Source organism: Marinobacter sp. JSM 1782161 (assembly GCF_011421605.1).
GTDB classification, from domain to species: domain Bacteria; phylum Pseudomonadota; class Gammaproteobacteria; order Pseudomonadales; family Oleiphilaceae; genus Marinobacter_A; species Marinobacter_A bohaiensis.
In genome coordinates this window covers 92,230-114,292 of sequence record NZ_WSSA01000003.1, presented here as the reverse complement: position 1 = coordinate 114,292, position 22,063 = coordinate 92,230, and the positions used below count along the sequence as shown (strand labels likewise).

Annotated in this window: 23 protein-coding genes; 18 read left to right on the top strand and 5 right to left on the bottom strand. The window is 63.2% G+C overall.

Annotated features, from left to right (window positions below; translation table 11 throughout):
* Nucleotides 1–11: 11 nt before the first annotated feature.
* Nucleotides 12–716 (bottom strand): SIMPL domain-containing protein, encoded by a 705-nt coding sequence (locus GQB00_RS13255; RefSeq protein ID WP_111497747.1) that lies wholly within the window; start codon nt 714–716, stop codon nt 12–14.
* A gap of 82 nt (nt 717–798) precedes the next feature.
* Here GQB00_RS13255 and GQB00_RS13250 point away from each other — a divergent pair, with 82 nt between their 5' ends.
* On the top strand, nt 799–1,002 hold the full coding sequence (locus GQB00_RS13250) for a hypothetical protein (RefSeq protein WP_165856692.1): 204 nt from the start codon (nt 799–801) through the stop codon (nt 1,000–1,002).
* A gap of 83 nt (nt 1,003–1,085) precedes the next feature.
* On the opposite strand, the gene GQB00_RS13245 is transcribed toward GQB00_RS13250, so the two are convergent.
* Together GQB00_RS13245 and GQB00_RS13240 are read right to left on the bottom strand one after the other, a co-directional pair.
* Nucleotides 1,086–1,802: a gamma-glutamyl-gamma-aminobutyrate hydrolase family protein gene (locus GQB00_RS13245; RefSeq protein WP_165856691.1), complete on the bottom strand. Its 717-nt coding sequence runs from the start codon at nt 1,800–1,802 to the stop codon at nt 1,086–1,088.
* Nucleotides 1,778–2,776, bottom strand: coding sequence for an amidoligase family protein (locus tag GQB00_RS13240; RefSeq protein ID WP_165856690.1), 999 nt, complete (start codon nt 2,774–2,776; stop codon nt 1,778–1,780). The genes GQB00_RS13245 and GQB00_RS13240 overlap by 25 nt, the downstream gene beginning before the upstream one ends.
* A 60-nt stretch (nt 2,777–2,836) precedes the next feature.
* Here GQB00_RS13240 and GQB00_RS13235 point away from each other — a divergent pair, with 60 nt between their 5' ends.
* The 4 genes from GQB00_RS13235 (at nt 2,837) to GQB00_RS13220 (ending at nt 5,074) form a co-directional block, all read left to right on the top strand.
* Complete coding sequence (locus GQB00_RS13235) at nt 2,837–3,445, top strand: DUF6231 family protein (RefSeq protein ID WP_165856689.1); 609 nt, start codon at nt 2,837–2,839, stop codon at nt 3,443–3,445.
* A 95-nt stretch (nt 3,446–3,540) separates the two neighbouring features.
* Nucleotides 3,541–3,813 carry an acylphosphatase gene (gene yccX, locus GQB00_RS13230; protein ID WP_111497742.1) on the top strand — a complete coding sequence of 91 codons (273 nt, stop codon included), beginning with the start codon at nt 3,541–3,543 and terminating at the stop codon, nt 3,811–3,813.
* 94 nt (nt 3,814–3,907) lie between these two features.
* Nucleotides 3,908–4,516, top strand: coding sequence for a transcriptional repressor LexA (gene lexA / locus GQB00_RS13225; protein WP_111497741.1), 609 nt, complete (start codon nt 3,908–3,910; stop codon nt 4,514–4,516).
* Nucleotides 4,517–4,549: 33 nt separating this feature from the next.
* Entirely contained in the window at nt 4,550–5,074 is a 525-nt protein-coding gene (locus tag GQB00_RS13220; protein ID WP_111497740.1) for a cell division inhibitor SulA, read from the top strand.
* Nucleotides 5,075–5,573: 499 nt separating this feature from the next.
* On the opposite strand, the gene GQB00_RS13215 is transcribed toward GQB00_RS13220, so the two are convergent.
* Together GQB00_RS13215 and GQB00_RS13210 are read right to left on the bottom strand one after the other, a co-directional pair.
* Complete coding sequence (locus GQB00_RS13215) at nt 5,574–5,834, bottom strand: hypothetical protein (protein WP_111497739.1); 261 nt, start codon at nt 5,832–5,834, stop codon at nt 5,574–5,576.
* 89 nt (nt 5,835–5,923) lie between these two features.
* Nucleotides 5,924–6,400, bottom strand: a complete 477-nt coding sequence (locus GQB00_RS13210) for a DUF6586 family protein (RefSeq protein ID WP_165856688.1) — start codon at nt 6,398–6,400, stop codon at nt 5,924–5,926.
* A gap of 339 nt (nt 6,401–6,739) precedes the next feature.
* Here GQB00_RS13210 and GQB00_RS13205 point away from each other — a divergent pair, with 339 nt between their 5' ends.
* The 13 genes from GQB00_RS13205 to GQB00_RS13145 all read left to right on the top strand — a co-directional run bounded on the left by GQB00_RS13205 (nt 6,740) and on the right by GQB00_RS13145 (nt 21,924).
* On the top strand, nt 6,740–8,077 hold the full coding sequence (locus GQB00_RS13205; RefSeq protein WP_416234162.1) for a DUF1329 domain-containing protein: 1,338 nt from the start codon (nt 6,740–6,742) through the stop codon (nt 8,075–8,077).
* Between the two features lie 187 nt (nt 8,078–8,264).
* Nucleotides 8,265–8,624, top strand: a complete 360-nt coding sequence (locus GQB00_RS13200; RefSeq protein ID WP_162628862.1) for an SOS cell division inhibitor — start codon at nt 8,265–8,267, stop codon at nt 8,622–8,624.
* Nucleotides 8,625–8,837: 213 nt separating this feature from the next.
* A complete protein-coding gene (locus GQB00_RS13195) occupies nt 8,838–10,283 on the top strand; it encodes a sigma-54 dependent transcriptional regulator (protein WP_165856686.1) in 1,446 nt (481 codons plus the stop codon).
* 271 nt (nt 10,284–10,554) lie between these two features.
* The gene (locus tag GQB00_RS13190) at nt 10,555–11,796 is read left to right on the top strand and encodes a sensor histidine kinase (RefSeq protein WP_165856685.1); all 1,242 of its coding nucleotides are present in this window, start codon (nt 10,555–10,557) and stop codon (nt 11,794–11,796) included.
* Between the two features lie 62 nt (nt 11,797–11,858).
* Nucleotides 11,859–13,283, top strand: a complete 1,425-nt coding sequence (locus GQB00_RS13185; protein WP_165856684.1) for a sigma-54-dependent transcriptional regulator — start codon at nt 11,859–11,861, stop codon at nt 13,281–13,283.
* A gap of 380 nt (nt 13,284–13,663) precedes the next feature.
* Entirely contained in the window at nt 13,664–14,041 is a 378-nt protein-coding gene (gene fliE, locus GQB00_RS13180; protein ID WP_111497732.1) for a flagellar hook-basal body complex protein FliE, read from the top strand.
* A 15-nt stretch (nt 14,042–14,056) separates the two neighbouring features.
* Nucleotides 14,057–15,787, top strand: coding sequence for a flagellar basal-body MS-ring/collar protein FliF (gene fliF / locus GQB00_RS13175; RefSeq protein WP_165856683.1), 1,731 nt, complete (start codon nt 14,057–14,059; stop codon nt 15,785–15,787).
* A complete protein-coding gene (fliG, locus tag GQB00_RS13170) occupies nt 15,780–16,823 on the top strand; it encodes a flagellar motor switch protein FliG (RefSeq protein WP_111497730.1) in 1,044 nt (347 codons plus the stop codon). Before fliF ends, fliG begins: the two co-directional genes overlap by 8 nt.
* The gene (locus GQB00_RS13165) at nt 16,823–17,773 is read left to right on the top strand and encodes a flagellar assembly protein FliH (protein WP_165856682.1); all 951 of its coding nucleotides are present in this window, start codon (nt 16,823–16,825) and stop codon (nt 17,771–17,773) included. Before fliG ends, GQB00_RS13165 begins: the two co-directional genes overlap by 1 nt.
* Complete coding sequence (gene fliI, locus GQB00_RS13160) at nt 17,757–19,115, top strand: flagellar protein export ATPase FliI (RefSeq protein WP_111497728.1); 1,359 nt, start codon at nt 17,757–17,759, stop codon at nt 19,113–19,115. The genes GQB00_RS13165 and fliI overlap by 17 nt, the downstream gene beginning before the upstream one ends.
* Nucleotides 19,112–19,558, top strand: a complete 447-nt coding sequence (gene fliJ / locus GQB00_RS13155; RefSeq protein ID WP_165856681.1) for a flagellar export protein FliJ — start codon at nt 19,112–19,114, stop codon at nt 19,556–19,558. The genes fliI and fliJ overlap by 4 nt, the downstream gene beginning before the upstream one ends.
* A gap of 203 nt (nt 19,559–19,761) precedes the next feature.
* Complete coding sequence (locus GQB00_RS13150; protein WP_111497726.1) at nt 19,762–20,067, top strand: STAS domain-containing protein; 306 nt, start codon at nt 19,762–19,764, stop codon at nt 20,065–20,067.
* 141 nt (nt 20,068–20,208) lie between these two features.
* Nucleotides 20,209–21,924, top strand: coding sequence for a SpoIIE family protein phosphatase (locus GQB00_RS13145; RefSeq protein ID WP_207950824.1), 1,716 nt, complete (start codon nt 20,209–20,211; stop codon nt 21,922–21,924).
* The last annotated feature ends 139 nt before the right edge of the window (nt 21,925–22,063 follow it).

The window sequence follows — 22,063 nt, the reverse complement described above, 5'->3', positions numbered from 1 at the left end:
CGAGCCGATCATCAGTCGATCTCGAAGGTCGCGCTGACCGACACGGCGATCTCGCGCTCGCCGACCTCGGTGACCGGGCCGTCACCCTTGGCGCGGGCTTCCATCATCATGACCTGCGGACGAGGGCTGCCGTGGGTGGACAGGGTTTTCACTTCGCCACAGCTCTGGCCCAGCCGCTGGGCAATGAACTGGCACTGGTCGCGGGCATCGTCGATGGCCTTGCCCAGGGCTTCGCGCTCCAGTCTGGCCTGGTTGGAATGGAAGAAACTGTTGTCGTTGACGTTGTACTCCAGGCCACTGTCCTGGGCCGCCTGGAGCACCGGGTTCAGGGAATCCAGTGCAGGCAGGGTGAAGCTGACTGACTGGGTGGCGACGCTGTGACGCTTGGGTGGTTCGTCGCTGTCCCGTTCCACCGGAAGCTGGCGGCTGTAGAGGTTCAGTGTGGCGGTGTCGTATTTGTCCAACTGGTTGCGGTAGGCGCTGATGTTGTTCTCCCAGGCGTCGATCTTGTCCTCCACGGTGTGGATGGCGGCCTGGGAATCGGCGCTCTCGCCGCGGGCGGTGAACTGCAGACGAACGCTGTCGGGCGTATACTGCACCTTGCCCTCGCCGGTAACGCTGACTTCTCCTGCGGCGGCCAGTGAGGGCAGCAGCACGGCGGCGAATGCCAGGGACTTGAGGCCCGTACGGGATGAACGGAGCGGGGTTATTGGCATGCGGGTCTTCCTTGTGGTTGTCGGTTGGTTTTCCCTTCGGGAATCATGGTGCTAACGGACACGGATATCGGGAGTAAGTTTCATGCTGGTCCATGAACAACAGGTCAGGTTGACGCCTCGCGAACAGCGCGTGCTGTGGGAATTGACCGGCGCCGATCCGTCGACGATCCGCACGCGCGAGGATCTGCGCCAGTTCGTGGAGCGCCACCTTGACGGCAATGAACAGGAGCCGGAACGCCTGCGCCAGCTCAAGGCGGTCCTGGCCAAATACCTGGCGGCGATCTGACCAGGCGCTGATCGACACGGTGCTGCGGGTGCCGGCGACGTTCAGACCGGACGGCGAACGGAGCACTTGCTCACCGGGCCGCGTCACAGGGCGCTGCCCTCACTCTGTCCCAGGCGCCGCAGCTTCTGTTGCCGGGCCGCGTGCACGAAGCACTCGAAAATCCGCCGGTGCAACGGGTGATACAGCAAGTATTCCGGATGCCACTGGACACCCAACAGCCATTGCCCTTCCTCGCTCTCCACCGCCTGCACAAAATAGTCGTTGTCGAGGGCGACCACCCGCAGACCGCGTCCCAGCCGCTTGATCGCCTGGCTGTGAATGCGGTTGGCTCCAATGGTGGGCCCCAGCATGATCTGGCCCAGCAGGCTGCCCTGGACCAGGCGAACGGTCTGCAGCGGCAGCAGCAGCGGTCGGTGCCGGGTATTGACCCGCAGCGGCGTGACGTTCTGGCACAGGGAGCCGCCGCGGAACACGTTGATCAGCTGCGCCCCCCGGCAGATACCCAACACCGGCAGGTGCAGGCGCTCGGTTTCCGCCAGCAGGCGCCAGTCGGTCTCGTCCCGCAGTCGGTCGTATCGGGCTCGTACTTCGGGCGTCTGGCCGAACCGGTCGGGATGGACGTGGGTGCCGCCGGACAGGATCAGCCCGTCCAGCATGGACACGTCCACCCGCGAGCCCGGGCGAATGAACAGCGGACGCGCACCGAACAGTCTCAGCCCCAGGCGCATCAGGCGATGGGGCAGGCGCTGTCGCGACGGGCCGCTGATGCCGATGGTCAAGCCAGGTTCTGAGCCAGCCATTCCTCGCAGCGGTCCTTCCAGCTGGTGGTCAGGTTGCGGAAGCTGAACTTGCGGCTTTCGCGGTAGGCGGCCATCAGGTCCTGCAGCCGTTTTGCGTCCGCTGCCAGTTCCTCGACCACCACCCAGTCGTTCCACACGTCGGAGAAGTGCCAGCGCGGGTTGTCGATGTCGCAGTCAGGCAGGCGGTAGTGCAGGGTCGGGCGGGCCTTGATGCGTTCGTCGTCGACGTACTGTCGCAGCAGGTCGTCGTCGAGGTGGGAGAACAGCGGCAGCAGGTCGAGCGCACGGTTGCGGGTCGGATTGTAGTGCAGGTAATCCTTCATCAGAGTGGCGCGGTCGGGCTGATAGTCCGGCTGCATGATCAGGTCCACGTAGTCCGTGTCCCAGGGTTCAATGTAGGTAGTGAACTTACGGCTGATATCCAACTGGTGACGCGATTTCAGCCACTCGTAGAGCGCGGCGAAAGCCCGCAGGTAGGCCAGCAGGGTGCCGCTTTCCAGGTTGGGCAGCTCCGGGTTGAGCTGCAGGCCGAAGGCGTAGATCAGCGCCTCGCGACTGCCTACGGCACCGGCGTCGCGCAGCTTGTTACAGAGTTCCTCCATGGTTTCCAGCTCCGACAGCGGCAGCGGCGGGCTGACGATCTCCAGCGGCACGATGCGTTCGGCCGCTGCGTCGATCACTTCCATGGCGTGGCCGCCGAGTTCGCGTATGGAGTCGGGCAGCCGGTCGTCCTGCAGGTCCAGGTCCTTGATCGGGTCGGAATCCAGCTCGATGGTGTATTCGCCCTGGGGCGTATCCAGGCGGGTGACGTAGCGGGATGTCAGGTGCGGCTCCCCTTTGAGCAGCTTGCCGCAGAGGCGGACGAGGCTGTCGTAGGAGAGCCCGGATATCTCGATCTCCACGCCGACGCGTCGTTCCTCGCCGTCCTGGTTGTTGAGGATGCTGGGCATCCGGCACGCCTGTTCCATTGTCATTTCGGCTCCTTGGTTGGGTTGGCCGCTGTGAGGTTCCTGTAGGCTTTGTCGCAGTTCGTTGTGGCCGCGTCAATCCCGGTGGTGATGTGGTTCAAGCAGGACCCGTGCCGGGACGATCCGGCCCGCCTGCCGAGGCGACGGCCGGATGCGCCATTCCACGCGCGTACTGTTACACTGATCGGCTCCATGCACCGGGATGGGAACATCATGCTGGAACAAAGCCTGAAACAGCTGCTGGGGCAGTACCGGCCCGAATCGCTGCTGGTCGCGGGGGAAACCGCCCGACATATTGGCGATGTCTGGGCTGAATACGCCGGTATCGAACTGACGGATGTCTCCGAAGCGCCCCTGGCGGTTGTTGAGCACCAGGAGGCCGTGGCGGATCTGGCATTGGTTACTGAACTGATGGGCCGTCTGTCCCACGAAGAAGCCCGGCAGTTCCTGGGCTGGCTGCGCAATGCCGGGGCGCGTCGTGTCGCGGTCAGTCTGACACCGGACGACGGCTGGACCTTCAGCGACATGGTCGCGCTTGCCTTCCATCGTCATGACCGTTTTGACGACGGTACCGAACTGTTCACCTACGACATCGAAACCTATAATCGCCCTCGGGAGTGGAACAACCCCCGGTATTGGGCCAACCCCGAGAATTGGGGGAAATACCGCTGGTAGCGGTACGCTTGCCGGCGCGATATTTTCAGCGACGTCGCGCCGGGTTAGGGTATCACCCACGAGGTCACAGATCAGAGTCTTTCCGGGAGGTTGCAATGGAAGAGCAATGTGTGAAAGCCCGTGTTTATGGACAGGTTCAGGGCGTTTTGTTTCGGGCCAGTACCCAGGAAAAGGCCAGGGCGCTGGGGCTGACCGGGTACGTGAAGAATCTGGAAGACGGCTCGGTCGAAGTCTTCGCCTGTGGCGATGAAGCGGCCGTAGAGTCCCTGGTTGAGTGGCTGCACAAGGGCCCCGACCGCGCCCGGGTGGACAAGGTGGACGTCGAGGGTATGGCCTACCGGCCCAGGAAGTCTTTCACGGTCAAGTAGTCGCGCGATGCGACGCCGTCCTGTCTCCAGTCTTTACACTGGATAAAATACTGTATATAGTCACTCGTACTGTATATAAAGACAGGTAAACGGCATGAAGCTGACACCGAGACAATCCCAGGTTCTGGACGTAATCCGCCGCTACGTGGACGACACGGGTTATCCCCCCACCCGGGCCGAAATCGCCAGGGAACTGGGGTTCAAGTCGGCCAACGCGGCTGAGGAACACTTGCGGGCGCTGGCCCGTAAAGGCGCAATCGAGATGGTGCCCGGCGCCAGCCGCGGCATCCGCCTGCCTGAAGCGGAAGAGGATCCCGGTTTGCCCATCGTGGGGCAGGTGGCGGCCGGTAGCCCGATCCTCGCGCAGGAACACATTGACGATTACTGTGCCCTGCAACCCACCTTCTTTTCCCCGTCTGCCGACTACCTGCTGCGTGTGCGCGGCATGAGCATGAAGGACATTGGCATTCTTGACGGCGACCTGCTGGCCGTCCACCGGACCCAGGACGTCCAGAACGGCCAGGTCGTCGTGGCCCGTGTAGGTGAGGAGGTGACCGTCAAGCGCTTCAAGCGTGAAGGGACCCACGTTTACCTGCTGCCGGAAAACGAGGAATTCCAGCCCATTGACGTTGATTTGACCGAGCAGGAACTGTTTATCGAAGGCTTGGGTGTCGGTGTGATCCGTCGGTCGGATATGCACTGACAGCCTGGCCCGTGCGACATTCGGAGGTGTCCCGTGGAGCAGCTCAGTTTTAACCAGACTCTTTCCCAGAATCCGGTGCCCGTGGCGCTGGCGGACCGATCGCTGAAGCGTCGGAGCCGTCTGGCCAGGCCGGTGGCGATCCACTCGCAGGAGCGCCCGCTTCGGGCTCCGGAAACGCCTGACGCTCCGGCTCGCGAGCCCCAGGGCAATGTGACCGAAATCATATTGCCGGAAGGTCAGGTCGAGAACATGCAGCTGCTGCTCCCCATGCTGACCCAGCTGAACCAGGAGCGTCGCTGGCTGGCCTGGATCGATCCTCCCCAGGCGTTGATGCAGAAGTGGCAGCAGACCCATGGCATTGTTGCCGGCGAGATTCTGGTCCTGCGCTCAAACGATCAGTTTGACGCCCAGGAATTGGCGGAGCGCGCGCTGCGGGCCGGTACCTGCCACGCGGTGGTGATGTGGACCGCAGGCACGCCGGGAACGGCCGCCATGGATCGCTTGCAGCAGGCCTCTGCCAAAGGGGAGAGCCACGGCGTGGTTCTGAGGCAGCGTTAGGCCGGGCGACTTTCCGGGCATCATGTCCGGGTAAGGCATTCGGTGAGGTCGTGTCAGGGCAGGCTGCGCCCTGATGGTTCATGCTCGGACGAGTTGTAACGCAGGGCACGTCGTCGTTGGATGGTGGGCGTCTGGATGACGTAAACGGCGGTGTGGTTCCCGGCCCGGCAAGACCTACTGCGCGGGTTGGTTCGTATTCACAGGCCGTCGTGGCCGGCCTGTAGAGATTGGCTGGTAAATGGATAACGCCGGCAGATAGCTGGCCTGGCCGTGGTGGTTCGGTGTGCCGACGATGGGAATGGACGACCGCGCCCGACGGCTCTCCCGCAGAAGCGTACTCGGCGCTCGAAATTCCCCTTCCATGATCATCATTCTTCGCCAAGCCATCCGACGTTGCTCGGAACCCTTCAAGTTAAGGCATTCTGCGGATGGCCGGCTTCCGCCGCCATAGACCGTCCTGTAGCGTCCGGCCCCTGGCGTGGGTATACGGTGTGGTCGACTAGTGCAGCGTGCGGGACTGGGAGGGAGCGGGTAGCTCCGCATCCTCGTCTTCCCAATCGATGGCGTGGGCAATGTCGCCCACCGCTTCGATACCGGCTGTCATCATGGCCTTTGCCACGGACAGGTCGCGATCTTCCATCATGTCACGCGCTTCCTGGGAGAAGGAGATGCGGACCAGAGGCGCCGAATCGTCATCGACCCGCTGCAGGGCAAAATCGCCATCGGGGAGTTCTACGATTTCCAGAATGGATGTGGACATAAATACAGCCTTTATCGGAAGGCTTTCGGCCTTCTCAATTCGATTCATTTTGGCGTTTGATGCCGTCGGTCCTCGTCAGGATCGAAAGCCTACCACTCTTCGTGCCTTTCCAGCACGCCGTCGATATAGCGGCGTATGGCTTCGGTCGTCTTGAGCAGTTCTGCCGGTGTACGGTCCGGTCCGGACTGGGCGGATACCGCGATCAGGTTGTCCTGGGCTTCCGCTTTCTTGCGGTCGACAGGGCGGGCCTGCTCGGCCAGTAGCCCATCAAGATGTTGCCACCAGGATCCTGGCTCAGTGGCCAGCGCGCGCAATTCCTCCACCTCGCGACAGGTGTAGTCAATGGCCTCTGCCAGGGCGTCGATGCTGTTCCTGGATGCAGGATTCACCTGATACAGGTCGGCAATCAGGGAGAGCAGGGCGCTCCGGGTTTCGGAGAGTAGCGCAACTCCACCCTGCAAGCTCGCTTCGCGACTGGTTGCCTGATCCTGCTCCTCGGCCAGACGAAACAGTGTATTGGCCAGGAATAGCTTCTGCCTGGTGAATGTGGGCCACTGTGACGCCATGAACGACTCCGCGGATCCGGTGGTTGAGCTGATGGGCCAGTCTAACAGATTCCGGTTTCGCTTGCCGTGTCCGTGGATGTGCGGGCGGCGTTGCGACGGTCTCCGCCGGGAAGCACAGGGAGAAGTGGCGGATGGGCTCCAGGGCGGGGCGGCCATTTGGTGAGGATTAACAACTTCCTACAATTAAACACTTGTTTAATTTGCAACGATCAGGCAAAAAGTCGCCTGCGCTGAACATACACATCTGTTTGGAGGGGCGATATCCCCGGGTATCGGCTCCTGATGCGGGAGGACGATTTGTTGGAATGTAATCACAAGGCGAAGCGCTCGGTCGCGACTTTGGGGCTGGTTTCCCTCCTTGGGCTGGCTGCCCCGTCCCTGGCCAGTGTCTCCGAGGACGAGGCCGCGCGCCTGGACCAGGATTTGACCCCGGTGGGGGCAGAGCGGGCCGGCAATGGCTCGGGTACGATCCCCGCGTGGGATGGCGGGCTCGCCGAACCACCGGCGACTTACCGGGAAGGCGAGATCGAAGCCGATCCGTTTCCGGACGACAAGCCGTTGTTCGTGATCACGGCCGAGAACGCTGCTCTCTATGGTGACAAGCTAACGGCCGGACACCGGAAGCTGCTGGCGCAGTATGGTCCCGACTACGTCATGCCGGTCTATCAGACGCGCCGCACGGCCGCCTATCCGGAGCGTATCTATGAGCGGCTCAGGGATAACGCGAGGCACGCCGAGCTACTCGATAACGGCAATGGCGTTCGCTCCACCATCGCCACCAGCCCGTTCCCGATTCCCCAGAGCGGGCTTGAGGTCATCTGGAACCACATCCTGCGTTTTCGCGGTGAAGAAGTGTCCTTCCGCTCGGCGTTCGCCACGCCGACGGTGGACGGGTCCTTCAACCCGGTGCTGACGGAATACGATTACTACTTTGCCTACAGTGAGCCAGGTGTCTCGCTGTCCGACATCGACAACAAGATCTTCTACCTGAAGACCCGGATCATGTCGCCCTCCAGTCTGGCCGGCACGCTCAATCTGGTGCACGAAACCCTGGACCAGGTCCGCTCGCCGCGTCTGGCGTGGCGGTACCAGTCGGGTGAGCGACGTCTGCGACGTTCGCCGAACCTGGCCTATACCACCGACCTGCCGAATAGCTCGTCCCTGCGCACGGTGGACCAGAAGGACATGTACAACGGCGCGCCCAACCAGTACGACTGGAGGCTCAAGGGCAAGCGCGAGATCTATGTGCCTTACAACGCCTACAGGCTGCACCAGCCGTCGGCATCGGCGGATGACATCATCCAGCCGCGCCACATCAATCAGCAACTGACCCGCTACGAGTTGCACCGGGTCTGGGTCGTGGAAGCGACGCTGCGTACCGGGCTTGATCACGTCTACCACCGCCGGGTGTTCTACATCGACGAGGACAGCTGGCAGATTCTGACGACTGAGGAGTACGACAGCGACGGAAACCTCTGGCGGGTGTCCGAGGCCCACAACATCAGTTACTACACGGTGCCGGTGTTCTGGACCACGCTGGAGCTGACCTACGATCTTAAATCGGAGCGGTACTACGTCGATGGTCTGGACGACGGCCAGAAGCCCTATGATTTCGAACCGGGCTTTCGCGGCAACGAGTTTTCCGCCTCCGCTGTCCGCCGTTCTGCGCGCCGCTGAAGGCCCTGGAGCGGCGTTACCCGTTCTTGACATGGAACCACCATGCCGGCGAGCGGGCGTCTGGTTCAGAACCTTCAGCGACGCGCAGTCGATTAGCGAATGAACCGGACGGAACACTGATCACTGAACTCCGGGCAGGGCAGCCTTGCCCGGGGTTCGGTAGACCGCGTGTGTCGGCGTATACTGCGTGGCAGACACCGACATCAGCCTGGAGTGCACCCTCATGAGTTCGGCCCTCGAATCCCTCGACACCCTCATCGACGAATTTCGTCACGCCCTGGCCCAGGAAGACTGGGACACATTGAACCGAGTTAATGAAACGGTGCAGCCGGCCATCGAGTCGGCGGTGGCCGAGATCCATAGCCGCGGCGACGATCCGGAGGTGTTGCGGGAGCGCCTGGCGGACCTGCAGAAATTGATGGCCGATGCCTCGAAAAACGCCGGAGAATCAAGGGATCAGGCGGCCAGGGAGCTGCGCGGGATGAGCCAGAACCGGCAGGCTGTCCAGGCCTATGCCAACGTCAGGACGGGCGGTCGTCGTTCCTGATCTGGATACAAATATTGGCAAAAAATTGCGTCATTAAATTGACTCTAACCTTTCCGAAGTCTTAAATACGCGTCAGAAAACAGGCAAAGAAAAATTGCTTTCGTATAGGGCTGAAGTAGTCGCAGGTGTTCCCGTCCCTCCGTGCAGGCGCAGGGCGGCTCGGCAGTATGCGTTCGGCCCGGTATTTACCTGACGAGCCGGAGAACGACCCGCATGTCCACGGATACCAACCGCATTCTGGTCCTGATCAGCGATGAGGCGATTCGACACGATCTGTCGACCATTCTGGAGTTCATCGGTGAGGAATCGGATGAGGTGTCGCCAGCGTCTGCGGGCAGTCTGAAGCCGGAACAACTGGCCACCGCCAACGCCGCGATTCTCGACGCCGGTGAGGCGGACCTGGCGGCTTTGATGGAGCAGCTCGATTCGCTGGACAAGGGCTTGCCCGTGCTGATGGTGGGGGAACCGGACCTGTCCGGCCTGCCTGAGGAAATAGCTGCCCGCGTCATAGCGCGTATGGAATGGCCGCTCAACTACACCAAGTTCGTTGACTCCCTCTACCGTGCCCAGGTTTTCCGGGACCAGTACGCCCGTTCCCGGGAACGCGGCCAGCAGCGCGGCATCCAGTTGTTCCGCAGCCTGGTTGGTACCAGCCGAACGGTCCAACATGTGCGCCAGTTGATGGCCCAGGTGGCGGATAAAGAGGTGAGTGTGCTGATCACTGGCGAGTCCGGCACCGGCAAGGAAGTGGTGGCCCGCAACCTGCACTACCATTCCCCGCGCCGCGACAAGCCGTTCGTACCGGTCAACTGCGGCGCCATTCCCGCCGAGTTGCTGGAAAGCGAGCTGTTCGGCCATGAAAAAGGCGCGTTTACCGGTGCGATCACCGCCCGCGTGGGTCGTTTCGAAATGGCCGAAGGCGGCACCCTGTTCCTGGACGAAATCGGCGACATGCCCCTGAACATGCAGGTCAAGATCCTGCGCGTGCTGCAGGAAAAGACCTTCGAGCGGGTGGGCAGTAACCGCACCCAATCGGCGGACGTGCGCGTCATCGCCGCCACACATAAGAACCTGGAAGACATGATCGAGGGTGGCGATTTCCGCGAGGACCTCTACTACCGTCTGAACGTTTTCCCCATCGAGATGCCGGCCCTGCGGGAGCGGGTGGAAGACATCCCGTTGCTGGTGAACGAGCTGATCGCGCGCATGGAGAAGGAAAAACGCGGTTCCCTGCGCCTGAATTCCGCCGCCATCATGAGCCTGTGCCGGCACGACTGGCCGGGCAACGTGCGCGAGTTGGCCAACCTGGTGGAGCGCCTGGCGATCATGCATCCCTACGGCGTGATCGGTGTCCAGGAGCTGCCCAAGAAGTTCCGCTACATTGATGACCTGGACGAGAACCGCCCCGTCGACGATCCGGGTATGCCCAGCGGTGTGCCGGGGCTCGTGGGACTGGATGCGCCGGCCTTGCTGCCGGTCAACGGTATCGATCTGAAGGATTACCTGGGTAACCTGGAGAAGCAGCTGATCCAGCAGGCGCTGGACGAAGCTGGCGGAGTGGTCGCCCGAGCCGCCGAAAAGCTCCGCATCCGCCGCACCACGCTGGTGGAGAAAGTGCGCAAGTACGGCTTGCGCGAAGAGGCGTCCGAGAACGCCTGACGAGATACTGGCTCGGGCGCCGAGATCAGGCGTCCGGGCATGCTGTCAGGTTCCATCCATACGCTTCAGCCTCCCGTCAAAATCCCGTAGCCCACCTTTCGTGCCTTTCTGATTGACGACAAATATCCGTCAACGGCGCTCGCCGGAAAATCTTAACTTTCTGAAAATTAATAAAAAATAAAACTTGGCACAGAAATCGCTTGGATGCTCCCAACGTAAAAATCCAGACGGGCCGAAAGGGAAACCTGAGCCCGCGTCCGGGAGGTCTGGCATGAGCCAAGTGCAGTTTTCCAGTCAGTCAGCGGCATCGGCCCGTGGGGCGAATGCCGCCGCCGATGCCAACGAGAAGGTGACGGCCCTGTTCCCGCCCTCCGCCGAAGAGGCGGCCGTGGACTCGGCACTGGACCTGTTCAACCAGATGTCGCGCCAGATTACCGACTCCTATCGCACCCTGGAGTCCCGGGTGAATCAGCTGTCCGGCGAACTGTCGGCGGAAACCCGGCAGCGGCAGCAGGAACTGGAAGAGAAGGAGCGTCTGGCGGACCGTTTGTCCACGCTGCTCTCGGTCATGCCTGCCGGTGTGGTCGTCCTCGACAGCAAGGGGGTTGTCAGCCAGTGCAATCCGGCGGCGGTGGAACTGTTGGGCGAACCTCTTGAGGGCGAAGCCTGGCTCGACGTCATTCGCCGCTGCTTCGCGCCGCGTCGGGACGACGGTCACGAGGTGTCCCTGCGCGACGGTCGCCGGGTCAGCATCGAGATCCGTTCCATGGAGAACGAGCCCGGCCAGCTGATCCTGCTCAACGACCTCACCGAAACCCGTCGCCTCCAGGCCCAGCTGTCCCACGCACAGCGCCTCTCGGCCATGGGCAAGATGGTGGCCTCCCTGGCGCATCAGATTCGTACGCCGCTGTCGGCCGCGATCCTCTACGGGGGGCACCTGGCCCAGCCGGACCTGGAGCCGGAACTGCGCCAACGCTGCGCCGACCGCCTGAACTCGCGCCTGACCCACCTGGAACAGCAGGTTCGGGACATGCTGATTTTCGCCCGCGGCGAGACCCGTCTCGCCGAGCACCTGACACTGGCGGCGCTGTCCGACAACCTGCAGTCGGCCGCTGAAGGCATCGCGCTTAAGCCGGGTATTAGCCTCGAATGGGATCTGGATGCGACCAGCGGCGCGGTGCATTGCAACCGCGATGCGCTGGTCGGAGCCTGCATGAACCTGGTCAACAACAGCCTGGAAGCCGGCGCCACCCAGGTGACCGTGGGCCTGCAGGTGGTGAGCGGTGAGGTGGAAATCGCCGTACAGGACAACGGTCCCGGCTTTGCGCCGGAGCAGCGCGACCAGTTGCTGGAGGCCTTCTACACCACCAAGTCCCAGGGCACCGGTCTGGGCTTGGCCGTGGTGCAGGCGGTCGTGAAGGCCCATGGCGGCCGTTTTGATCTGGCCGCGCCGGCAGTCGGCGGCGCCCGGGCAACACTGACCCTGCCGTTGGCGGCGAACAGCAACGCGTGACGTTTTAACCCGCGTTTAACCAGCACGATTGAGAAGAATTCAGAAGGAAGGCGGAGGCACTCATGGCCAAATCAACCGTTCTGATCGTCGAGGACGACCTGGACCTGCGCGAGGCGCTGGTCACCACCCTGGAATTGGCGAAGTTCAAGGTGCGTGAGGCGGACTCCGCTGAGCAGGCCATGCAGCGACTGGCGGACGGTCCGGTGGACATTGTTGTCAGCGACGTCAACATGCCCGGTAAATCCGGTCACGAGTTGCTGGCGGATGTGCAGCGGTTGTATCCCGGTCTGCCGATGATGCTGATTACGGCCTACGGCCAGATCAACGACGCCGTGGCCGCGATGCAGGCCGGTGCGACCGATTACCTGGTCAAGCCGTTCGAGCCGCAGGTGTTGGTGGAGGCGGTTGGCCGCGTGGTTGGCGGTGACGGCCGCAGTCGCAAGGACGAGCCTGTGGCCGAGGATCCGGTCAGCCAGCGCATGTTCCAGCTGGCGCGCAAGGTGGCGGCGTCCGACTCCACGGTGATGATTTCCGGCGAAAGCGGCACCGGCAAGGAAGTGCTGGCGCGCTACATCCATCAGCACTCCGCCCGCGCCGATCAGCCGTTCGTGGCGATCAACTGCGCCGCTATCCCCGAGAACATGCTGGAGGCGATCCTGTTCGGCCACGAGAAGGGCGCCTTTACCGGTGCCCACGCGGCCGCGCCGGGCAAGTTCGAGCAGGCCAACGGCGGCACCATCCTGCTGGACGAGATTTCGGAAATGGACCTGGGGCTGCAGTCCAAGCTGCTGCGGGTCCTTCAGGAGCGCGAAGTCGAGCGGGTCGGCGGGCGCAAGCCGGTCCGGCTGGATGTTCGCGTGCTGGCCACCACCAACCGCAACCTGGCGGAATACGTGCGCGAAGGCAATTTCCGTGAGGACCTGTATTACCGGCTGAGCGTTTTTCCCATGCAGTGGCAGCCTCTGCGCGAGCGCCCGCGGGACATCATGCCGCTGGCCCGATACCTCCTGAAGAGCCACAGTCGCAAGATGAAGCTCAACGGTATCGGTTTCAGTGCTGACGCCGAGCAGGCTCTGCGCAACCACAGCTGGCCGGGCAACGTCCGTGAGCTGGACAACGCCATCCAGCGTGCCCTGGTGTTGCTGCAGGGGCAGGAAATCGTCGCCGACGACCTGTGCCTGGACATGGGGATCACCGGCCTGGCGCCCCAGCAGCCGGCTGTTCAGCCGGCGCCGGAACCGGTCACGGCCAGCGAGACTGAAGCGGAAGCCGCGACCGGACCGGAAGAGGCCGAAGACAGCGCCTCCCTGGGCCGCGATCTGAAGCAGCGCGAGTTCCGCATCATTATCGATACCCTGCGCCGGGAGCGAGGGCGTCGTAACCGGGCGGCCGAGCAACTGGGCATCAGCCCGCGCACCCTGCGCTACAAACTGGCCCAGATGCGCGACTACGGCATCGACCTGGACGCGGAGCTGGCTACCGCCTGACCCGCAGTACGTTGTATTCCTTCGTTAACTCCTTCATGCGGCGCCTGTTCTGGCGCCGCTTTTTTTTTGGTCTATTGCCTCATTGAGGTTCGGAGCACCAGTCCCTGGCGATGAGCCCGGATCTCTCCGGGGTTCAGCCTGACGGTCTTGCCGCGCGCTTATCGCTCCGGGCCGTGTCCGTGTTGGCTGGAGTGATGGTGGACCGAAGGGTGCCAAAAGTTTGTCGTCAAGGCTGGGTGGTATTCTTAAAGTTTGCTTAATGGCTTGTAATGAAAGGGAATTAAGGAAGTGGCTTAGTGTTTGCTTAAGTGGGTGGGTAATTGAATCATACTCGGTAGGTGCTCAACGGCATGACCGGGAGCCCGTCCTGAGGGGGAGACATGGTACAGCGCGCCGACATCAACAACGTACTCTCTGAAATTCGCAACATGCGTTCTCAGATGATGCAGAACCAGCAGGTGGAACAGGAGAACCGTCTCAAGGGTTCCCTGGACAGCATCGGCAAGCCCAACGGCGTTCGCGAGACCCAGGAAACACCGGGCTTCGGCGACATGCTGAAACAGGCGGTGGATCAGGTGAACGACCTGCAGTCGGAATCCGGGGCGCTGAGAACGGCCTACGAGCAGGGTGACCCCAATGTCGACATCGCCCGGGTGATGATTGCCTCCCAGAAAGCTTCGGTGTCGTTCGAGGCGCTGACGCAGGTGCGTAACCGCGTCGTGCAGGCCTATGAAGACATCAAGAACATGCCGGTCTGATAGCGGAGCATAAGAATGGCCAGCGTACCCGCTGAAGCAACATCCAGTAACGCCCCAGCCACCACCGAGGGCGGTGACGAAGGTCGCAGCGATCTGCTGTTCGGTTTCAACCGGCTGACCCTGCTGCGCCAGATCGGCCTGATGGTCGGGCTCGCGGCCAGCGTCGCGCTGGGCGTGGCGGTGGTGCTCTGGGCCCAGGAGCCCAACTACCAGCCGGTACTGGGCGACCTGTCCAGCTACAACACCCAGGAAGTCACCGGCATCCTCGATCAGGCGGGTATCGAGTACCACATGGAACCGCGTTCGGGCGCGCTGCTGGTGGCGGCGGACGACGTCTACAACGCTCGCCTGAAACTGGCGGCTGCTGGCGTTACCGATGAGCAGACCGTGGGCTACGAGCTGCTCGACCAGGAGCGTGGCCTGGGTACGTCCCAGTTCATGGAAAACATCAGCTACCGGCGTGGGCTGGAAGGCGAACTGGCGCGCACCATCTCCAGCATGAAAAGCATTCACGCCGCGCGCGTGCATCTGGCCATTCCCAAGCGCTCGGTATTCGTGCGCGACGCCCGCGAGCCGTCCGCCTCGGTGTTCCTCGATGTCTTCGGCGGTCGCCGTCCGTCCGAAGAGCAGATTTCCGCGATTGTGAACCTGGTGGCCGGCAGCGTGCCGGAAATGACCCGCGAGCAGGTCACCGTGGTGGACCAGAACGGCAACCTGCTGACCAACGGCGATGAGAAAAGCGGCGCCCAGCAGATGCAGGACCAGTACGAGTACGGCGAGCGCATCGAAGACAAGCTGAACAAGCGTGTGGCGAGTATTGTTTCGCCGATCGTGGGTGACGGTCGCTTCCGCGCGGAGGTGTCGGCCGACCTGGATTTCTCCGCGGTCGAGAAGGCGCAGGAGCTGTACAATCCCGAACAGCGGGCGATCCGCTCCGAGCGCGAAATGAGCGAACGCCGCGTGGCGGGCAGCGAAGGCGGCATTCCGGGCGCGCTGAGTAACCAGCCGCCGGGCGAGGCCACGGCGCCGGAAGTCGCCGCCAACGTCCAGGAACAGGGAAACGCCGACGGCGAAGGTGACGAAAACCAGCAGCCCGCGACGCCTTTCAACGTGCGCAGCGAGTCCACCCGCAACTACGAAATGGATCGCTCGGTCAGCTACATTCGTCAGGAGCAGGGCAAGATCCAGCGTCTCACGGTGGCCGTGGCGGTGGACGACCAGCGCATCGTGGATCCGCAGACCGGCGAAGTCAGCTTCCAGCCCTGGACCGAGCAGGAACTGCAGCGCCTGACCTTGCTGATCCGCGACGCCGTGGGCTATTCAGCCGCCCGTGGCGACAGTGTTACGGTAATGAATACAGCCTTCGCGCCGGAACAGCAGGTGGTGTTCGAGGAACCGGGTTTCTGGGAACAGCCCTGGTTCTGGGACCTGATGAAGCAGGTTCTGGCCGGCCTGGTGGTGCTGATCCTGGTACTGGGCCTGTTGCGCCCGACGCTCAAGAGTCTGTCTGGCGGCGGTCGCCAGGAGCGTGACCGGGAGCTGTCCGGCGGTGACGATTACGATGGCCTGCAAGGCATCGAGGGTGGAGACGCCCTGCGCGGTGCCATGGAACACAGTGACGACCTGCTTTTGCCGGGTGCCACAGACAGCTATGATAAGCAGCTCAATGCGCTCAAGGGCGTGATCGCCGAAGATCCAGCCCGTGTGGCCCAGGTCATGCGGCAGTGGGTAAACGTGGATGACTGACGAAAACGCACAGCCGAACCAGGCGGAACAGAGAAAGCCGCAGCGCAAGATCCCGCGGGTCGAGCAGGCTGCGATTCTGCTGATGTCCCTGGGCGAGGCGGACGCCGCCCAGATCCTCAAGCACATGGGCCCCAAAGAGGTCCAGCGTGTGGGCGTGGCCATGGCTCAGATGAAGGACGTGAGCCGCGAAGACGTCAAGTTCGTGCTCGATCAGTTTGTCGACGCCGTTGGCGCCCAGACCGGGCTCGGTGTCGGCAACGACGACTACATCCGCGCCATGCTCACCCAGGCGCTGGGGGACGACAAGGCCTCCAGCCTGATCGATCGTATCCTGATCGGTGGTAACACCACGGGCCTGGACACCCTCAAGTGGATGGAGCCCCGTGCGGTGGCGGATATCATCCGCTACGAACACCCCCAGATCCAGGCGATCGTCGTGTCCTACCTCGACCCGGACCAGGCCGCCGAGATTCTGGCGACCCTCGACAACAAGGTCCGCCTGGACGTGATGATGCGGGTGGCCTCGCTGGAAAGCATCCAGCCCCAGGCCCTGCAGGAGCTCAACGACATCCTTGAGAAACAGTTCTCGGGCGGCTCGGCGGCCCAGACCAGTCGTATCGGCGGGGTCAAGCGGGCGGCCGATATCATGAACTTCATGGATCGCAGCGTGGAAGGCGGCCTGATGGACTCCATCAAGGACATGGATCCGGATCTGGCCTCCACCATCGAGGACCTGATGTTCGTGTTCGACAACCTCAAGGACATCGACGACCGGGGCATCCAGGCGCTGCTGCGCGAAGTGTCGTCCGAAGTCCTGGTGGTCGCGCTCAAGGGCGCCGACGACGAGGTCAAGGACAAGATCTTCAAGAACATGTCCAAGCGCGCCTCCGAGCTGCTGGCGGACGACCTGGAAGCCAAGGGGCCGGTTCGTGTCAGCGAAGTCGAGACGGCGCAGAAGGACATCATCACCATAGCCCGGCGTATGGCCGAGGCCGGTGAGATCACCCTTGGCGGTTCCGGCGAAGAAATGATGTGATGAAAGACAAGGGCCACCGCGACCGCATTCCCTCCGAGGAACTCACCGCCTACGAACGCTGGGAGTTGCCGCTGCTCGACAAGAACGGCAACACCGTCGCCCATTCCCGGGAAGAAGAGCAGGACGTCAAACCCTTGACGGCCTCCGACCTCGAGGCGATCCGCAACGAAGCCTGGGAAGACGGTCGCCGGGAAGGCGCCGAAAACGGCCATGCGGAAGGGCTGGAAAGCGGCCGCGAAGCCGGGCACAAGGAAGGGCTTCAGCAGGGGCTGGAAGAAGGTCGCGAGCAGGGCCGGCAGGAGGCGCTGGAACAGACCCGCGAGGAGGTCAGCCAGAAGCTGTCGCAGCTGGAATCGATCATGGCCGAGCTGACCGATCCCATCCGGCGCCACGAAGACGAGCTGGAAACGGCGCTGTTCAACCTCAGCACGGTGTTGGCCCGGGCCGTGGTCTATCGCGAGCTGAAAACCGATTCCTCGCAGATCCGTAACGTGGTGCAGGAAGCCATGGCCAGCCTGCCATCAACCACCGACAACGTGCGCATCCGCGTCAATCCAGCGGATCTGGAGTGGGTGCGCGAAGTGGCGAATCGTCTGGAGGCGGAAGCGAGCCTGATCGAGGACGCCGCCATCCTGCCCGGCGGTTGCAAGGTGGAGACCCGTCACAGCCTGGTGGACTTCACCGTTGAGAAGCGATTCCAGAAAGCCGTGCAGCGCATGCTGGATCAGCAGCTGGACAGCGACGAGCCTGGCGACAGCGTCGAACTGGACGCCATGATGGGCGATCTCACCGATTTCCACCGCGATGTGCTGGAAACCCGTTCGCCCGACGAGGATTCCGGTGAATCCGGTGCCGCCGACCCCGGGCCATCATCCGGGCCCGCGCCCGATCACCCACGCGACCCCGATGTCCCCCGTGAAGACGGAGATCCGGATGAGCCAGCTGGCTGACCGACTCAACCGCCTGCAAGATTATCTGCCGCCGCGCATCGAACCGGAGCTCTCCGGCCGCCTGACGCGCATGGTGGGCCTGACTCTGGAATGTGTTGGATGCCCCATGGTCGTGGGCGACCGTTGCCTGATCGAAGGGCAGGGGGCCAGCGTCGAGGCTGAAGTGGTGGGGTTCGAGGACGACAAGGTCTACCTGATGCCGCTCACCGCCATCGACGGCCTGCGCCCGGGCGCCCGGGTGGTGCCCCTGTCATCCGCCAGCCGCGTGGCGGTGGGACCGGAGCTGCTGGGGCGCGTGATCAACGGCTCCGGCACGCCGCTGGACGGTCACGGTCCGCTGCGGGCCGAGGCCCAGGTGGGGCTGGCGGGCGACATCATCAACCCGCTGCACCGGGCGCCCGTGCGCCAGAGCATGGACGTGGGCATCCGCGCCATCAATTCCCTGCTCACCGTCGGCCAGGGCCAGCGTCTGGGCCTGTTTGCCGGCAGTGGCGTGGGCAAGAGTATGCTGTTGGGGATGATGACCCGCTTTACCGACGCCGACATCACCATCGTCGGCCTGATCGGCGAGCGGGGCCGCGAGGTCAAGGAGTTCATCGAGGACATCCTTGGCGAGGAAGGCCTGGCCCGCTCGGTGGTCGTCGCGTCGCCCGCGGACGATTCCCCGCTGATGCGCCTGCGCGCCGCCATGCTGACCACCCGCATCGCCGAGTATTTCCGCGACAAGGGCAAGCGCGTGTTGCTGTTGATGGATTCCCTGACCCGCTACGCCCAGGCCCAGCGGGAAATCGCCCTGGCCGTCGGGGAACCGCCCGCGACCAAGGGGTACCCGCCGTCGGTGTTCGCCAAGCTGCCGCAGCTGGTGGAGCGCACGGGCAACGGTAAGCCCGGCGGCGGCTCCATCACCGCGTTCTACACCGTCCTGACCGAGGGCGATGATCAACAGGACCCCATCGCCGATTCGGCGCGGGCCATCCTCGACGGTCACATCGTCCTGTCCCGCAGCCTGGCGGAAGAAGGGCACTACCCCGCTATCGACGTGGAAGCCTCCGTCAGCCGGGTGATGCCGCAGGTGGCGAGCACTGAGCACTTCCGCAAGGCCCAGGAATTCAAGCAGGTTTTCGCGCGATACCAGCAGGCGCGGGACCTGATCAGCGTCGGTGCCTACGTCAAGGGCTCCGACCCGGAAACCGACTACGCCATTGAACGCATCGACGCCATGCGCGGTTTCCTGCAGCAGAGCCTGAAGGAGAGCGCGCCCTACGACGCCAGCGTTGAACGGCTGATGGACGTGCTGCCGGACCGGCCGGCCAGGCCGGACGCCGCAAAAGGTGACGCATGAAGCCGAAGTCGCAGCGACTGGAAGTGGTTCTGGCGCTCGAGCAACGGCGCGAGGACGAAGCCCTCGAGGCCATGAACCGGGCGCGGGAGCAATGGCGGCAGCAGGAGCACCAGTTGGGTGAGCTGAAACGCTACCAGGCCGACTACCGGGAGCAGATGCGCCAGGGTCAGCAGGGCACGGTCTCGGTGGCCCGGTTACAGGGTTGGCAGGCGTTCATTGGCCAGCTTGACCAGGCCATCCAGGGGCAGGAGCAGCAGGCACGCCGTTCGGCGGAGGTTTTCGAACAGGCGCGTGAACAGTGGCGCCAGGCCTACGAGCGCAAGAAGGGCATGGCCAAGCACATCGATGCCTGCCGGGCCGAGGAGCAGCGCGCCCGGGACCTGCGCGAGCAGAAACAGGCGGACGAAGCGGCCAACCGGATTCACGCGCACAGGCGCTTCTGAGCAGCCTTGGGCGCGGCGGCAGTCAAAAATTCTGAATGCAATTCGCTGAGTTTTGGCTATCCTCAATCCCGTGGAAACATCAAAAAAATACAATGGACGAATGTAACGCTGGCCGGAAAACGGATCGGCGGCATTGTCCCTCGGCGTGACGGAACGACCCGGGAAAACAGACCTGCTGGCTGAAAATGGACGGAGGACACCGCATGGCAATACATACGCGGCGCAGCGATGATGGCCGCACCCTGGTGATCAGCATTGATGGTCGCTTTGACTTCAGCTCCCATCAGAGCTTTCGCGACGCCTACGAGCGCAGCGACCAGGACGTCAGCGACTACGTCATCGACATGTCCGACACCACCTACCTGGACAGTTCCGCCCTGGGCATGCTGCTCCTCTTGCGCGATTACGCCGGTGGCGACGCCGGTCGCGTTCGAATCGAAAACTGCAACAGCGACGTGCGGCGCATTCTCAGCATCTCGAATTTCGAGCAGCTGTTTTCCATCAACTAGTGCCGGGGCCGCGCCGGGTCGAAGCCGGTCCGCGGGCGATGCATACACCGTCCCGCTCCGCGCAACGCCGGCCGGGCGCCTGTCCACGGGATGCAGCAACAGAGGCAGACCCCATTGGAAAAGGCGGTTGCTGAAAAGGCGATGGAAGGCCAGTCGCTCCGGATCCTGATTGCGGACGACAGCGAAACCGACCGAATGATCCTCAGCACCATGGTGCGACGCCTGGGGCATGAGGTGATGACGGTCGCCGACGGGATGGAAGCGGTCGAGGCGTTTCGCACCTTCGAGCCTCAGATCGTCCTGCTGGACGTCATGATGCCGCGCATGGATGGCATGGAGGCAACCCGCCACATCAAGAGCCTGGCCGGCGAGGCCCTGGTGCCGATTATCTTCCTGACCTCCCTGTCCGACGCCGACGCCCTGGCGCGCTGCCTGGAAGCCGGCGGCGACGATTTCCTGTCCAAGCCCTACAACCGCATCATCATCGAAGCCAAGATCAACGCCTTCAACCGTATGCGGGTGATGCACAACACTCTGACCCAGCAACGCGACCTGATCCGCGCCCGCAACGAGCAGTTGATCAAGGAACAGAACATCGCCCGGCGGGTTTTTGACAACGTCGCCCACACCGGCTGCCTGGACGCACCCAACATCCGTTACCACGCGTCGCCCATGTCCGTGTTCAACGGCGACATCCTGTTCGCCTGTCCGCGGCCGTCCGGTGGCATGAACGTGTTGATCGGCGACTTCACCGGGCATGGGCTGCCGGCGGCCATCGGCGCCATGCCCGTGGCCGAGATCTTCTACGGCATGACCAGCAAGGGCTTTGCCTGCGGTGACATCCTGCGGGAAATCAACCAGAAGCTCTGGCGCATCCTGCCCACGGACATGTTCTGCTGCGCCGCGTTCATCGAGCTGGATGCCCACCTGGGTAACCTGACCATCTGGAACGGCGGTCTGCCTTGCGGCTTCCTGTTGCGGGGCGGGCGCACGGTGGAGCGTCTGCCGTCCAGTCATCTGCCGTTGGGGGTGGTGGCCGCCGAGCGCTTCAGCACCGAGGTCAGCCGGCTCAAGGTGGAAGTCGACGACACCATCTTCTTCACCACCGACGGCGTGCCCGAGTCGACCAACGGCGCCGGCGAGATGTTCGGCGAGGATCGCCTGCGCCAGGTGGTGGAACAGACGCCTCTGGAGACGCCGGTGTTGCAGACGGTGTTATCCGCCATCGGCGAGTTCACCGGCAGCGAGGCCGCGCCGGACGATCTGACCCTGGTATCGGTGGACGTCATCGAGGCCAGCCTGCTGGAGGAATTGCCGCTGCGGGTGACCCAGTCGGCCCTGAGTGGCCCGTCCAACTGGTCCTGCGAATACCGGGTCTGCGGGGACACCATGGCCCAGTTCAACCCGTTGCCCCTGTTGCTGCACATCTGCATGGAAGTGCCGGGCCTGAGGCGGCGCGGTGGCGAGGTGTACACGATACTGGCAGAGCTCTACACCAATGCGTTGGAGCATGGCGTGCTGCAGTTGCCGTCGAGCTGGAAGAGCTCGCCGGAAGGTTTTGGCCGCTATTACGCTGAGCGGGCCCGTCGGCTGAAGACCGTGGTGGACGATGCCATCAGTTTCCGGTTATCCCATCGGATCGGCCGTAACGGCGGCCAGTTGACGGTGGTGTGCCAGGATAGCGGCGACGGCTTCAACTATAATAAGGGAAAACTGTCGACACTCGACCAGAAAGGCTATGCGGGCCGGGGGTTGGCCCTGCTGCGGGAACTCTGCGACTCACTGACGCACCGGGGCAGCGGTAACGAGGTGGAAGCGATTTACAGCTGGACCTTTGACCCGGACGACCATGACTGACATCACAGGTTGATATCCACAAGGCTTCCGGGCACGGTATGCCCGAATTGGAGCCCGCGCGACGGCACGTCCACCGGCCCTGCCGCAGGCAGGAGGCGAAACCAGCCTGGCGGCGGGCGGTCGCAGTCAAGGAGACGAT